This is a genomic window from Streptoalloteichus tenebrarius, assembly GCF_024171885.1.
Classification (GTDB): domain Bacteria; phylum Actinomycetota; class Actinomycetes; order Mycobacteriales; family Pseudonocardiaceae; genus Streptoalloteichus; species Streptoalloteichus tenebrarius.
On sequence record NZ_JAMTCP010000001.1, the window covers coordinates 349,852 to 363,345 of the forward strand.

General features: G+C 70.3%; 13 protein-coding genes and 1 pseudogene. 6 read left to right on the forward strand and 8 right to left on the reverse strand.

Annotated elements, in window-relative coordinates; all coding sequences use genetic code 11:
- The first annotated feature begins 584 nt into the window (after positions 1-584).
- On the forward strand, positions 585-1,673 hold the full coding sequence (locus tag LX15_RS01390) for a hypothetical protein (RefSeq protein ID WP_253667661.1): 1,089 nt from the start codon (positions 585-587) through the stop codon (positions 1,671-1,673).
- A gap of 68 nt (positions 1,674-1,741) precedes the next feature.
- Here the strand turns inward: LX15_RS01390 and merB are convergent.
- Positions 1,742-2,023, reverse strand: a pseudogene (gene merB / locus LX15_RS32925) (organomercurial lyase); the annotation flags it as partial.
- 261 nt (positions 2,024-2,284) lie between these two features.
- Between merB and LX15_RS01400 the strand changes: the two are divergent.
- Entirely contained in the window at positions 2,285-3,124 is an 840-nt protein-coding gene (locus LX15_RS01400; protein ID WP_253667581.1) for an NAD(P)H-binding protein, read from the forward strand.
- 107 nt (positions 3,125-3,231) lie between these two features.
- On the opposite strand, the gene LX15_RS01405 is transcribed toward LX15_RS01400, so the two are convergent.
- A complete protein-coding gene (locus LX15_RS01405) occupies positions 3,232-3,732 on the reverse strand; it encodes a pyridoxamine 5'-phosphate oxidase family protein (RefSeq protein ID WP_253667582.1) in 501 nt (166 codons plus the stop codon).
- 195 nt (positions 3,733-3,927) lie between these two features.
- Here LX15_RS01405 and LX15_RS01410 point away from each other — a divergent pair, with 195 nt between their 5' ends.
- The gene (locus LX15_RS01410) at positions 3,928-5,007 is read left to right on the forward strand and encodes a MerR family transcriptional regulator (RefSeq protein WP_253667583.1); all 1,080 of its coding nucleotides are present in this window, start codon (positions 3,928-3,930) and stop codon (positions 5,005-5,007) included.
- Between the two features lie 656 nt (positions 5,008-5,663).
- Positions 5,664-6,107, forward strand: coding sequence for an Imm1 family immunity protein (locus LX15_RS01415; protein WP_253667584.1), 444 nt, complete (start codon positions 5,664-5,666; stop codon positions 6,105-6,107).
- Positions 6,108-6,278: 171 nt separating this feature from the next.
- Here LX15_RS01415 and LX15_RS01420 read toward each other — a convergent pair whose 3' ends face one another.
- The gene (locus LX15_RS01420) at positions 6,279-6,494 is read right to left on the reverse strand and encodes a helix-turn-helix domain-containing protein (protein WP_253667585.1); all 216 of its coding nucleotides are present in this window, start codon (positions 6,492-6,494) and stop codon (positions 6,279-6,281) included.
- On the reverse strand, positions 6,491-6,712 hold the full coding sequence (locus LX15_RS01425; protein ID WP_253667586.1) for a hypothetical protein: 222 nt from the start codon (positions 6,710-6,712) through the stop codon (positions 6,491-6,493). Before LX15_RS01425 ends, LX15_RS01420 begins: the two co-directional genes overlap by 4 nt.
- A gap of 98 nt (positions 6,713-6,810) precedes the next feature.
- On the opposite strand from LX15_RS01425, the gene LX15_RS01430 reads away from it, so the two are divergent.
- Positions 6,811-7,260 carry a phosphotransferase gene (locus LX15_RS01430; RefSeq protein ID WP_253667587.1) on the forward strand — a complete coding sequence of 150 codons (450 nt, stop codon included), beginning with the start codon at positions 6,811-6,813 and terminating at the stop codon, positions 7,258-7,260.
- An 816-nt stretch (positions 7,261-8,076) separates the two neighbouring features.
- Here the strand turns inward: LX15_RS01430 and LX15_RS01435 are convergent.
- Both LX15_RS01435 and LX15_RS01440 read right to left on the reverse strand, forming a co-directional pair.
- Complete coding sequence (locus LX15_RS01435; protein ID WP_253667588.1) at positions 8,077-9,648, reverse strand: FAD-dependent monooxygenase; 1,572 nt, start codon at positions 9,646-9,648, stop codon at positions 8,077-8,079.
- A 298-nt stretch (positions 9,649-9,946) separates the two neighbouring features.
- The gene (locus LX15_RS01440) at positions 9,947-10,411 is read right to left on the reverse strand and encodes a nuclear transport factor 2 family protein (protein WP_253667589.1); all 465 of its coding nucleotides are present in this window, start codon (positions 10,409-10,411) and stop codon (positions 9,947-9,949) included.
- Positions 10,412-10,526: 115 nt separating this feature from the next.
- Between LX15_RS01440 and LX15_RS01445 the strand changes: the two genes are divergently transcribed.
- Positions 10,527-11,126 (forward strand): TetR/AcrR family transcriptional regulator, encoded by a 600-nt coding sequence (locus LX15_RS01445; RefSeq protein ID WP_253667590.1) that lies wholly within the window; start codon positions 10,527-10,529, stop codon positions 11,124-11,126.
- A gap of 100 nt (positions 11,127-11,226) precedes the next feature.
- Here LX15_RS01445 and LX15_RS01450 read toward each other — a convergent pair whose 3' ends face one another.
- Together LX15_RS01450 and LX15_RS01455 are read right to left on the reverse strand one after the other, a co-directional pair.
- The gene (locus tag LX15_RS01450) at positions 11,227-11,394 is read right to left on the reverse strand and encodes a hypothetical protein (RefSeq protein WP_253667662.1); all 168 of its coding nucleotides are present in this window, start codon (positions 11,392-11,394) and stop codon (positions 11,227-11,229) included.
- Between the two features lie 1,394 nt (positions 11,395-12,788).
- Complete coding sequence (locus LX15_RS01455) at positions 12,789-13,442, reverse strand: TetR/AcrR family transcriptional regulator (RefSeq protein ID WP_253667591.1); 654 nt, start codon at positions 13,440-13,442, stop codon at positions 12,789-12,791.
- Positions 13,443-13,494: the final 52 nt, after the last annotated feature.

The window sequence follows — 13,494 nt, forward strand, 5'->3', positions numbered from 1 at the left end:
TCGTTCGCGCGGTGGCGGCGTGTGGTCAGGGTCCATTTCCCGCGCTGATTGCTCGATTCGGGTCAAGGGGTGAACGAGCGCCACCGGCACGGTGTGGCCGCTGTTCACCAGCGGGCGGGGAGTGACGGCTGTGTCCGGCGTGGGTGAGTCTTTCGTACAACAGCGTGTCGCCCTCTTGGGGCTTTCGGCGCAGATGATCGCTTCGTAATGTCACCGGCGTTGTCGAAATCTCGGGCGGGCCACCCCAAAAAAGGAGGTGTGTTCCTTTCGTTCGTGCTCGGCTCGTCCCACGCGTGACGTGATCGCGCGACGTCAATGCATGACGTCAACGCATGACGTTGAGGTGTGACGCGATCACGTGACGTCGAGACCGGTTGGCCTCCTCGTGCCACGAGGCCCTCATCGAAGTGCAATCCCCATCACGCCGTCTCGAATGTCACGTGCTTTCCGAGGTGTCCGACGGCGCGGGACGCACGCCCTTGCGCGACGCCAAATTTCGTTGTGCGCGAGAGGATCTGCCATCGCGGCGCGGAATCACGTCCCAGAACCCCTGCCCACCACCGCTCCCACCAGAAGGGAACACCATGGCCAGTCTGTACATCAAGTACCGGAGCAACGACACGGGAGCCCGTCCGATCCCTCCTGGCGCCGCCTACTGGGAGTCGCCGTCGATGTGGCTCACCGGCGGCTGGGACCTGTCCACCGCGCGACCCGGCGTGCCGAACCGGATCCACGTGCGCGTCGACAACAACAGCGACACCGACATCTCCGGCGTCATGGTCCAGATCTGGGTGTCCAAACCGATCGCGCCGATCGCGCCCGTCCACTCGATGCCGTTCCCGCCGGCGCCCGACCCGAACCGGTCGCACGCCGTCTTCCCGGTCGGAGTGGTCCGAGCCCACGGGTGGGCGGTGGCCAGCGTCGACTGGATCCCCGACGAAAGCTCGTTCATCAACCCGGCCGACCCGAACTCCGCGCACATGTGCCTCGGGGCCAACTGCTACACCCACGGCTGCCCCGGCTCCCCCGAGGGGCGACAGATCACCTCGGCGACCGCCGACTTCCCCGTGGTGATCGACCCGCACTGCGGGCAACACAACATCAACCTGCGCCGGTTCCCGCCGGGCGGCCGCGCCTGCTTCACCCTCGGCGTCGCCAACCCCGCGCCGACCGAGGCCACGTTCACCGTGACGGCCGAGGAACTCCGGGGCGACGAGGGGCTCGGCCTCATCGGGCTCGCCCAGGTCCTGTCCGGTTGGGGCGCCACGATCACCGGCATGGACGCGGTGGAGATCCAGCGGTTGCGGAACCAGGAGTTCTGCCGACGGCTCGGGGAACCGCTGGAGTTGGCGCTGGTCAGAGCCGGCGGCGTTCCCGTGCTGGTCGACGCGGTCGCCACCCACACCGTGGCCGCCGCCCAGAACCCGGTCCGCGGCCTCACCTTCTTCGGCGACAACGTGCTCTGCGGCGCCGGCGGGAGGGAGGTCAGGGTTCGGGTCAGGCCCGGCGGCGCGGCTCCGCTCGGCCTGGCGTTCGACCTCCCCGACGACACCAGGGTCGGCGGGGTGCACACCCTCCAGGTGAGCGTGCGCGACGAGAAGGGCGCCCTGCTCGGCGGAGTCCGCTTCCTGGCGCTCGTGGTCAACCCGCAACTGCTGACCCCCTGCGCCTGACGATCCCGGGTGGGGCCGAGGTGTCGCGGGCGGCTGCTCGGGCCGCCCGCGACGCAGCCCTCGTCACAGAAGATCCGCTGGTTGCCGCAGGCCCGCACCACGTCGTCCCAGGCCCGGCTGACCGGCGTCAGGAAGTGCGCGACCAGCCCGGAGTCCGGCGGCGCGTCCCGCCGCACGACCAGGGCGTGCGGTGCTCCGCAGCCCTGGCACCGGGTCGCCACCAACACCTCGGGCTCCTCGGGCAGCAGGTGCGGGATCGCGAAGGAGTCCCACGCGCACCCGCCCCACCACAGGGTGTTCCGGCCCATCACCGAGAAACCCAGCGGCACCGAGGAGAACGGGTGCGCCATGACGACGCGCCCCTCCGCGTCCAGCACCAGGTCCCGGTGTTCGTGCAGCCGCCGCAACGCCTCCTCGACCCGGGCCGGGTCGAGCCCCGACCGGCGGGCCAGCTCCGCCCGCTCCGGCGCCCTCCCGGTCTCGGCGAAGGCCCGGAACACGGCCAGCCGCACGTCCTCCACCCGCTCGTCGTCCACTCCTGTTCCCTCCACTCGAAGGTCCCCCGTGAACGAGGACCGAAGTCGTCCGCCTTGGTCCCTAGCGTCGTGACCATGACGCAAGCCGAGCCCTCCACCGTTCTCGTCACCGGCGCCACCGGCCACGTCGGCCGTCCCCTCGTCGCCGAGTTGTTGGCCGCCGGGCACCGGGTGCGCGCCCTGAGCCGCCGCCCGGAACGGGCCACCCTCCCTGCCGGAGCTGAGGTCGTCGCTGGTGATCTCGCGGACACCTCCAGTCTGTCCACTGTGTTCGCCGGTGTCACCGCCGTCCATCTCATTGGTTTCGGGGGCGACTACGCCCCGCTCACCAACGGTTCGGAGATCATGGATCTGGCGGTGCGGGCCGGCGTGCGCAGGGTGACCGTGCTCAAGGGAGAGACGGAGAAGACCGCGCTGGACCAGGCCGTCGAGGCCAGCGGTCTGGAGTGGACCTACCTGGCGCCGGTGGAGTTCATGTCCAACGCCCTGGAGTGGGCCGAGTCCGTGCGGGACGAGGGAGTCGTCCGCGAGGCGTTCCCGGACGTGCGGAGCGCCATGATCCACGACGCGGACATCGCCTCGGTCGCCGCCGCCGCGCTGACCGCCGACGGCCACGCGGGCCGGGAGTACTGGCTGACCGGCCCCGAGGCGCTGACCGCGCCGGAGAAGGCGCGTGTGATCGGCGCGGTCCTTGGCCGGGACGTGCGGTACGTCGAACTCGGCAGGGACGAGATCGTCGCGCGCTGGCGGGAGCAGGGCTTCTCGGACGAGGACGTCGAGTTCTTCCTGACCATGAGGACCAACCCGCCCGAGGCCGGGTACACGGTGCTGCCCACCGTCGAGGAGGTCACCGGACGGCCGGCCAGGACCTTCGCCCAGTGGGTGAGGGAGAACGCCGCCGCCTTCGGCGGCTGAGGTCGACGCCCACGCACCCACGCCCCTGGCGCGGACGCCCTCCGCGCCAGGGGCGTGGTCCTTCCTGGACGGACCGGCCGCTCCAGCACCGGCCCGCCGGCGGTCCGCTAGCGCTCCGCCGCGGCCGGGTTGCGGAAAGTGATCATCCGAACGGGATCGATGCGCGCCCACGGCAGCTCCCGCATCCAGCCCTCCCACGCCTCACGGCCGTACACCTCGACCAGAAACGCCTCCAGCCCGGGGTCCTCGGCCGGTCGCACCTCGCTCGCGGTGCCGTGCACCGTGATCTGGAGTCGTTCGCCGTCGATGACCGAGGCCGAGACGGCAGGCCTGGCCCGCAGGTGCCGGAACCGGAGCGAGTTCGCGCCGGAGCCGAAGTGGAGACGGCCCCGGTAGAACAGGCCGTCCACCGGGCCGACCCGGGGTTCGCCCTTGGCGGTCGTGGTGGCCAGGGCCATCACCCGCATGTTGCCCATCTCCGCCACCACGCCCTCGGCGTCCAGACGCCGTTCCTCGTTGATGACGGAGCGGAGGTGGTCGCCCGACCTGGCGTAGGAGTCATCGAGCAGGCGCTGCAACCATTCCAGATCCTCAGGTGTTTCGTGCACGACGGCGAGTGTGTCGCGGGGCGTGTGAGCTGCCTGTTCGCCCTGCCCCGCACTGGTGACTGATCGTGATCATGCGCGGAGGTACGGTCGCGGAACGTGCCCGAGCCGGGTGTGGGCGACCGGGTTTGACCTTCCCCCAAGGGCAGGCCACACCGTGGGGTCACCGGGTGAGGCGCCCGGGGCGAGGAGGGAGACATGGCCAGACTGAGCATCGGCGAGTTCGCGCAGGCGTCCGGTCTGACGCCGAAGGCGTTGCGCCTGTACGACGAACTCGGGTTGCTGCCACCCGCCCACGTCGACCCGCGTTCGGGATACCGGTCCTACGACCCGTCCCAACTGGCGCGGGCCAAGCTGGTGCTGTGGCTGCGCGGGCTCGGCATGCCGTTGGCCCGCATCCGGGTCGTCTGCGACCTCCCGCCGCTCGCGGCGGCCGCCGAGGTCTCGTCATACTGGCGGCAGGTTGAGGCCGACACCGCCGCGCGCAGGGAACTGGCCACCTTCCTCGTCGACCATCTGTCCAGAAGGGACACTGCCATGGCCGACCTCTCCCCGAAGCTGGAGCTGTTGTCCGCCCTCCGGAACGAACGCGGCTTGGTGCGGGAGAAGAACGAGGACGCGGCGTACCAGGGCAGGCACCTGTTCGCGGTCGCCGACGGGTTCGGGACGACGGGGCCCGAGCCCGGGGTGAGCGTCGCCGCGATCGACGCCCTCGCCCCACTGGACACCGAGGCGCCGGCCGGGAACGTGCTGAAGGCGCTCGGGGACGCCGTGCTCGGCGCGCGGACGGCGGTTCGCGAGATCGTCACCTCCGACCCGGCCTACGCGAACGCGGGCACGACCCTGACCGCCATGCTGTGGTCGGGAACCCAGGTCGGGTTCGCGCACGTCGGCGACTCCCGGGCCTACCTGTTGCGGGGTGGGGACCTGACCCGCGTCACCCACGACCACACCGTCGTGCAGTCACTCGTCGACGAGGGGAAGCTGACGCCGGAGGAGGCGGTGTCGCACCCGCAGCGGGCCCGACTGCTCCGCGCCCTGCACGCCGACGGCAGCGCCGAGTCCGACCTCCACCTGCGCGAGGCGCACGTGGGCGACCGGTACCTGCTCTGCTCCGACGGCCTGCACGCCGTGATCCCCGAGCAGCAGATCCACCAGGTCCTGGACACGGCGAGCGACCCCCAGGAGGCCGTGGACCGCTTCACCCAGCTCACCTATGACGCGGGCGCCCCCGACAACATCGCCTGCGTGGTGGTCGACGCCCTCGCGGCCTCGTAACCCCCTCCGACGTCTGCCCCGGGGTCCACCCTCCACCCCGGGGCGGGCCAGGGGCCCACTGCACAGGATCACGGCCACGAAACTCATCCCCGCGTGGGCGGGGCCGATGGGTTTTGGTATCTGTCACGGCGCGGATAGTAGGAGCCATCCCCGCGTGGGCGGGGCCGATGGCGTCGGCGTCTTCGTCGACCTCCCACCACTCGAGCCATCCCCGCGTGGGCGGGGCCGATGGACCAAACGGGTGGTGAACAGGTCTGCGCCCGGAGCCATCCCCGCGCGGGCGGGGCCGATCCCGTCGGCGGTGGCTCGGCGCCGGGCAGTATCGAGCCATCCCCGCGTGGGCGGGGCCGATACTTGCTGACCTGGCGTTTCATCTGGCTGGGGCGCCGGTTCTGACCATTTGCTATCGCGATCTGTGGGGCGGGTGGGGAGTGTTCGTCGCTCCATGATCGCGCAAACGCTGATGCGCTCGACAGTGACCCCCATCGTCCCTGTCGTGTTACCCGCTGACGCGGTGCTCCCACTCGACGTGGTCCGCTGGGCGCGTCCATGAGTTCAGGAAGACCGGTGAGCGGCCCCGTTGCGTGCGATGGCAGGAAGCAGACGTCTTCTGAGGCGTAGATAGCTCGGACGCCACCATCGAGAAAGCTGTGGCCATGAACTACACGTTGGAGATCTACCTGCAATCCGAGGTCGAGGACGCGCTCCCGATGGTCGCGCGTACTCGTGAGGAGGTGGACTCGGCAGTCGACCGGCTCATCGCCGCCGCAGCCGGGTTCAACCACAACCCCGCCATGCACGTGGCTGAGGGGCCGAAGTGGAACGACATGCCCGACCACGGACTACGGCTCGACATCGACCCCCGGGCGCGGATGGCGGCCCTGCGGTACTACGGCCCGGACGACGAGGGCGCCCAGGTGTCACTCTCCGAGCCAGCTCCAGCCCACGCACCCCAGCTTTACCGCGACATCGACTCCGCCACCCCGTTCCCCGCGAACGCGGCCATCACTCTGGACCAGTTCCGCGCCGCAGTGCACGAGTTCCGCGAGTCTGGTGGCTTGCGGCCGACGTGTGTGCGGTGGCAGCCAGCCGACGAGTGATGATCGCGAGGTAGCGACTGTCCGGCTCATCCCCGCGCGTGCGGGGCCGATTGGGCCACCATCGGGTGGGACGAACACATGGTCGAACCATCCCCGCGTGTGCGGGGCCGACACTTCCTGACCTCCCGTGCGTGCGGTAGGGCCGTGCGGGGACCACCAGGGGCACTGGTGTCATCGTCGCCTGCGGGTAGTCCTTCGCCTGGCGCCACCGCGTCCGCGGAGCTGGACTCCGGCCTCGATGAGGACCTTGTGCACGAACCCGTAGGAGCGGCCGGTGGACCTCGCCAGGGAACGGATGCTCGCTCCTTTCTCGTACTTCTTCTTCAGGTCGGCGGCCACCTGCTGGCGGAGCCGACCGGTGATCCGGGCGGCCGGTTTGATCTTCAACGCGTGCTCCTCGTGGCCTGCGTCGTCGGGGTCGTGGGTGGCTCGTCCCTGCGTTGTTGTTCCCTGCGCTGTCGGCGTTCGTGGTTCCAGCGGCGGAGGTCCCGGCGGACTCGGCGGAAGAGTTGGGCGACGCGGCGGAACACGGGTGGCAGCAGCACGCAGGACATGATGATGACGTCGACGGTGATCGCGGCCAGGTTGATCACGAACGTGGTCACCGACCTCGCCTCCACCATCGGCGTCGAGCCTGGCCGTGTTTGCGCTGGCTGACGTTTTCCTCGACCACGGTGTGTTGTCGGAGCAGTGGTGGGCGGGGTTGAACGCTTCGCTGGACGCGCTGTCCGAGCGTGAGACGACCCGGGTGGCCACGGTCCATACGGTGCCGTTGACGCAGGAGCGCTTCACGCGGGAGATCGTGGAGGTGTTCGGCGAGGTCGTCGACACGGTGGTGCCGGAGTGGGCGACGGCGCACGGGGATCTGAACTGGAACAACCTCACCGCGCCGGAGTTCTGGTTGCTGGATTGGGAGGACTGGGGGTTGGCGCCTCGCGGGCTGGACGCGGCGATGTTGTGGGCGTCGTCCTGGTCGGTTCCGGAGCTGGCTGAGCGGGTGGCGCGTGAGCGGGCTGCGGAATTGGAGTCGCGGTCGGGGCTGCTGGCGCGGCTGTGGGCGTGCGCGCAGGAGCTGTCCTGTGAGGACGCGCCCCATGGGCCTGTGGTGAGGAGGTTGGCTGCCGAGCTGATCGCCTGCTTGCGGGCCAGTTGATGACAGCGAACGTCGCGTGCTGGCCGCACCGGGAGCGGGACGGAACCGGTAGGTAGGCGCAAGAATCGCGCGACGACCTCCCCTCGCGCGTCTCGCCTGCAATGCGGTTGGCGTGGTGCTTCAGCGCTTCCCGCGGGTGCGTGCACTCCCTCGGCCAGCGCCGTACGAGGTCTCGGGCGGGAGATGTCGATCCACGGCCAGGCCGGCACGGCGTGAAACCGGGGCGGGCCTGTGACTGCTCACTTCTCGTTGATTCGGTGTGCCGCCAGATGTCCTCGGCGGCCGGCCCATCGCGGAAGACACGTCGCAGGACCTGGCGCACCACCGTCCCTCCGTGCTCGGTCCCACCTGCGCTGCGCACGTACGGCGTGAGCCGCTTGCCGTTCCCGGACGTCGAACATCACGATCCCACGCAGTACCTCGTCGTGGACACCGGTGGCGAGGAAGAACTCCAACGACCCTGTTATCCGACTGGTCGGGAAGATGAGGACCTCGGGCGACCGGGCACGAATCCGCTGTCATCCTGATGACCAGGTGCCGGGTGTGCCGCAGATGACAGCGATCGAACAACCTGTGGCACACCCGGCACGTCAGCACATCAACGAGCGCCGGTCCAACACCTCTCGTAGGCCCCTACCCTCGAAAACTTCCTGCGAACCTGTCTTATGGTTTGGCTCCGGAACCCCTTTTCCTGCCCTCACAGGCGTGGAGGAAAGGGGTCGCCTGCCCTGGTGAAGGGGGTCCGGCAGCAGGCCTCATGACCCTGTCGCTGTTGGGGTTTCCTGCGGGTGCTCGGCGGCCGCCGCCCGCCCGAACCTACGTGTTGCGTGTCGCGACCAGGAGCCGGAGATGGTCGGCCAGGGCGGTGTCCGCCGAGTCGGGCGCGGTGAATCCGATGTGGCCGTCGGGGCGGACCAGCACGGTGGCGGGCGCGGTGACGCCGTACGCGTGGTGGGCGTGCCCCTCGGCGTCGACCACCGCGTCGCCCATGGGCAGCTCCCGCGCTCCCGGCGGCATCACGCTCACCACCCGAAGCCCCTCGACGTCGACGGGCGGGGGAGTGGGGGCCTGGCCGAAACGCAGCAACGTCAGGTGTGGCCCCCGGAAGAGGTCGAACAGGCTGGTGGTGGTGTCGCGGCCACGGAGGCCGGGGGCGTCCGGGGCGCGGTCGCCGGCCCTGACCCCCGTGCCGCCCAGGTCGCGGGACAGCGGGCTGTCCGGGTAGCCGATGCTGAGCTGCGTGGTGTCCGCGAACCTGTCCTGCGCCAGGAACGCGTCCCGGACCAGACCGAGGCGGCTCTCGGTGTCCTCCCGGGTCGCGGTGTCGAAACGCTGGGTGGTCGTGGCCAACAGGCCCCGCGCGACCGGACGCCGTTCGGTCTCGTAGGTGTCCAGGAGGGACTCCGGTGCGCCGCGCAGGACGTGGGCGAGCTTCCACCCGAGGTTGTACGCGTCCTGGATTCCGGTGTTCATGCCCTGGCCGCCGGTGGGCGGGTGCACGTGGGCGGCGTCGCCGGCGATGAGGACGCGTCCCCGCCGGTAGCGGTCGGCCATGCGGATGTTCGGCCGCCACGTCGACGTCGCCCAGGTGGCGCCGAAGGTGACGCCGGGCAGACGACACTCGTCGTCGAAGATCCGGCGGAGGGTGGCGGCGGTCGGCGCGGGCGGCGTCCCGGTGTGGTCGGGGCTGACCCGGACGAAGAACACCCAGCCGTCGAGGTCCCGTTGCCAGGTGAACATCGTGCCCGTCGACCAGATGTGCAGGTGGTCGGGGTCGAGGCCCCGGAGCGCGACACAGCCGGTGAGGTACTGCTCGGCGGTCCTGGTCTGGCCGGGGAAGGAGATGCCGGTGAGGGTGCGGACCCGGCTGGAGCCGCCGTCGCACCCGACGACGTACCGGGCGGTGATCCGCCTCGTGCCGCCGCTGGTGCGCACCGTGGCGTCCACGTGGTCACCGAGGTCGTGGAGGTCGACGAGCTCGTGGTCGAACTCGACCTCGACGCCCCACGAGGCCAGGCGGTTGGTCAGGATCTCCTCGGTGGACTGTTGGGGGAGTTCCACGAAGGAGCACCGGTGCGGCGCCTCCGGCGTGGGGTGGCTGGCGCTCGCCGACGCGGGGTCCAGCACGCGCACCACGGTGTCGCCGTCGTAGAGGTACGCCTTCGGGTCCCGCCGGCCGCGGGCGTAGACCTGGTCGACGACGCCCAGGTCGTCGAGGATCTCCAGGCTCCGCGCGGACAGCGCGCGTCCCCGCGCGCCCGTGGGTGTGCGGACGGGCCTGCGCTCGATGACCCGTGTCGTGACGCCGCGTCGGGCCAGCTCGCAGCCCAGCAGCAACCCGACCGGGCCGCCGCCGACCACGAGCACGTCGGTGTGGTGGGTGGACACGGCGGTACCTCGCTTCCGTGAGGGGGCGGAGAAGGAATCTCAGAGGTGGTGGTGCGACGAGGAGCTGGAGCTGCGCGCGGTCCGGAGCCCCAGATCCTCGAACCGCGTGGTGGTCGAGCGGTCACGGGGTCTGACCGGGTCTCACCCGGTCTCACCCTGGGTCACCGGGTCGTGCCGGCGTGGGATGACGACCGCGCCACGGCCATCTCGCGCGTCTGTCTCGCGGACGGGACCAGGTCGAGGCGCGTGCGGGTGGGCACGGTGTTCACAGCGTTCACGGCGGGCGTGTCGCCCTCGGTCACGGGGTGTCCTGGCCGCCGAGCATGGCGGCGAGCTGGGGGAGCGCGCCGGCGGCCTCGGCGCCACCCAGGAAGTTCGGGAAGTCCCGCCAGTGTGTGATCCGGCCGTCGCGCACCCGCAGCACCCCGATCGACGAGGTGAATCGGAACGGTGTGCCGGCGGGCACGGAGACCCCGGACAGCTCGAACTCGAAGGCGACGACGTCCGGGTCCGTGGTCTCGTAGACGGTCGCGACCGCGTCCCTGATGTCCAGCGCGGCGCGCATCCCCTCCGCGGATCGGGCGGCCAGGTGGTTCTGGATCGCCTCCCGCCCCTCGAACCGCCGGGGCGAGCCCGGCAGCGCGAACGGCGTCTCGTACACCGCGTCCTCCGCGAACTCGATGGCGGCGGTGTCGCCCACCATCCCCCGCCGCATGCGCTCCACGATCTCCCGGGGGCCGGGCACGGTGTTCCGCTCGGTCATCACGACTCCTCGCATGGTGGTGGCTTCACCGGACTAACCGGATTGATCTCTCCGGTTACTGGAATATACGGAGAGATCTCTCCGGTTGGCAAGGGGGGCCAGGTACGATCGGTCCGTGGTCGATGAGTCAGTGGCGGTCGCCGGCGGCAGGCGGCTGCGGGCGGACGCCCGGCGCAACCGGGAACTCGTCCTCGCCACCGCCCAGGACGCCTTCGCCGAGGAGGGGTTGGCGATCTCCTTCGACGAGATCGCCCGACGGGCCGGCGTGGGTGTCGGCACCGTCTATCGGCACTTCCCCACCAGGGAGGCCCTGTTCGAGGCGGTCCTCCTCGATCGCATCCGCCAGTTCGCCGACGACGCGGCGGCGCTCGCCACCGCCGACGACCCCGGCCGGGCGTTCCTCGACCTCATCACCGGCGTGATCGACCAACTGTCGCTGAACCAGGCGCTCTGCGACGCGCTGGAAGCCAGCACCGGCACGGGGTTCAAGGCCACCTCGGCCGTCGAACACGACTTCCTGGACGCCGTCGCCACCCTGCTGCGCCGGGCTCAGGAGGCCGGCGCGATCCGATCCGACCTGGAGATCACGGACGTGCAGGACCTGCTCGTCGCCTGCGGCACGGCTGAGCGCCGCGCCCGGCGACGCGGGGACACCAGTCGTCTGGTCGCCGTGGTCTGCCAGGGCCTGACCGCGTCGCCCGCCGAGCGGGGCTGAGCCTCCTGCGGTCGTCGCACGGGAGGCCTTCCTCCACGCCGTCGTCCACTGTGGACGAACGCTTTTCTCTGCGGCCTCGGCGTCTTCGACGTCCGAGCGGTCACCAGGGGCGGTGGCCGTCCCCAGGGACTCCGCCGGGACGGCCGTGGCGGGCGGTGAGCCCCCGCAGGTGGTCGCGGCTGGTGATCAGCACGGTGCGCCCGTGCCCGCCGGGCAACAGGGGGACCACCTGGTCGGTGGTGGCGGCGTTGTCCAGCACGATCAGCATCCGCCTGCCCACCATGTGACTGCTAGGCCTGTCCTCAAAGCTGGTGTGGCTGATCTGATGTGATCTTGCGCAGCGGCACGCGGGCACGAGGTGCCGGACGAGCAGCGGCGGGCGATCGAACCACTGCTGCCCCTTCCGGCGCGAAAGGGACGTCCCCGGGTAGACGACCGGGTGATCAATGGGATAGCGGTTCCAGGCCAAGACCGGTGTGGCGTGACGTGACCTGCCGGAACGACAGGGGTTGCGGAAGAGGTGTCGACAACCGGTTCTGGCGGTGGTCACGCACCGGCGCCCTGACCACCCGTGGTGACAGAGGTGCGGGTGATCGTGGACAACGACTACTCCCGCCGAGCCATCCGCTCCCACCTGCGTTACGGCGCATCCCAGCGACGATTCCCGAACGCCGTGACCAGCAGGCCCACCGGCTGCGTCGCGGCCGGGCCGGCGGGGTTTACCGGCCTTCGACCGCACTGCCTACCACCGCCGCACCGTCGTTGAGCGCTGCGTCAACCCGTCGCACACGGTTCCGTGCCCTCGCGACCCGGTTCGACAAGACCGCCATGTCCTACCAGGGCATGATCGATCTGACCACCCTGCTCATCTGGCTTTGAGGACAGGCCCTGGCGGAGACCCACCGCCTCGCGATCTCGGTGACGGCAAGTGATCACCGGGCTTCCGGCTCTACTGATCTTCTGCCCCGTGGGGCTTCTCGCGATCGTCCCGGCATGGCCCCAGACCTTCCTCGCACCGTCCACTTTCGACAAGATCCCGGACACCCTGGACAGAGCGTCCAAGAAGGACATCGTCAGCCGCATCGAGCAAGCACCAACCGTGTGTGCATGGGTGGAACGGATGGCTGCCGATGCAGGTTCGCGACGCCTCCGGGCAGCCTGCGGGACAGTTTGAGGACATGGCACTGATCTGAGATGCCATCCTGCAATGACCCGCATCGGTGGGTGTGCAGGCTGTTCGACGAGTTGGCCGAGTTGGGGTTCACCGGCTCTCATTCGCCGTTGGCCGCCGCGATCCGCCACCACCAGATGCGGCCGCACGGCGAACCCTGTCAGGTGTAGCGGGACCGGGACGTCGAGATCGCGCATCCGCCGGGTGAGAAACCCGATGGGCTGGCTGGTGCATATCAATAGCCTGCTCCTCCACGACATCCTGGGCGTGGAGAAGTGGCAGGAGAGGTTCACCGATGCCGACTCGCGCCCGGAGTGCCCCCTGCCCGGTCGGCGGGCGGCCGGGCAGGGGCGGTCCGAACGACCGCCCAGCTCTCCTCGCCTCGGTGCGGCCATATCAACTTCCTCGGCCGCTACTCCGACACCCGGCCTCCGGCACCGTGCCTGCGGCGGCGGCGCGCCCCGACCGCATCGCGCTCTTGATCCAGCGCGTCAGGAAATCTGGGTCTCGATGTGGGCGAGGTGGGCGGCGAGGATCTCGTCGAACGCGGCGCGGCGGTCCGCTCCGAGGGGGCGGACCTCGCGGGCGAAGCGGGCCAGGGCGGGGAAGCGTTCGGGATCCGCGCCGAGCACCGCGACGCGGAACTGCTCCACGCCCTGTTCGTACTCCTGGGGGGTGAGGGTGCTGATACCGGCCTCGGAGGCGATCAGCGCGGCGAGGAGGATCACGATGCGGTGGTAGCGCACCGGGACCTCCTCGTCGGGCAGGCCTGACGCGCGCAGGGCCTGGAGCAGTTCCTCCATGACCAGTCGGGATCCGGTGCCGCCGGACGCGTAGCGTCCCCACACCGTGGCGAGTTGGGGCTGCTCGCCGAAGGCCTCGCGCAGGCGCAGGGCCAGGGCGGTGATGCGCTGCTTCCAGTCGCCTTCGGGGCGGTAGCCGTCCATGGCGGCCAGCAGGACCCTGTCGGCAACGGCGCGCAGCAGTTCCGTCTTGTTGCGGAAGTGCCGGTAGAGGCTGGAGGAGTCGGTCCCGAGCGCTGCGGCGAGTTTGCGCACGCTGAACGACTCGGCGTCGCTCGTGCGCAGCAGTTCCGCCGCCGTGTCCAGGATCTCCTCGGTCGACCATCGCTTTCGGCCGGTCATCTCGCCCCTCTCGTCCTGTCCCAGTCTAACCGATGCACTTGCTGATGCACTT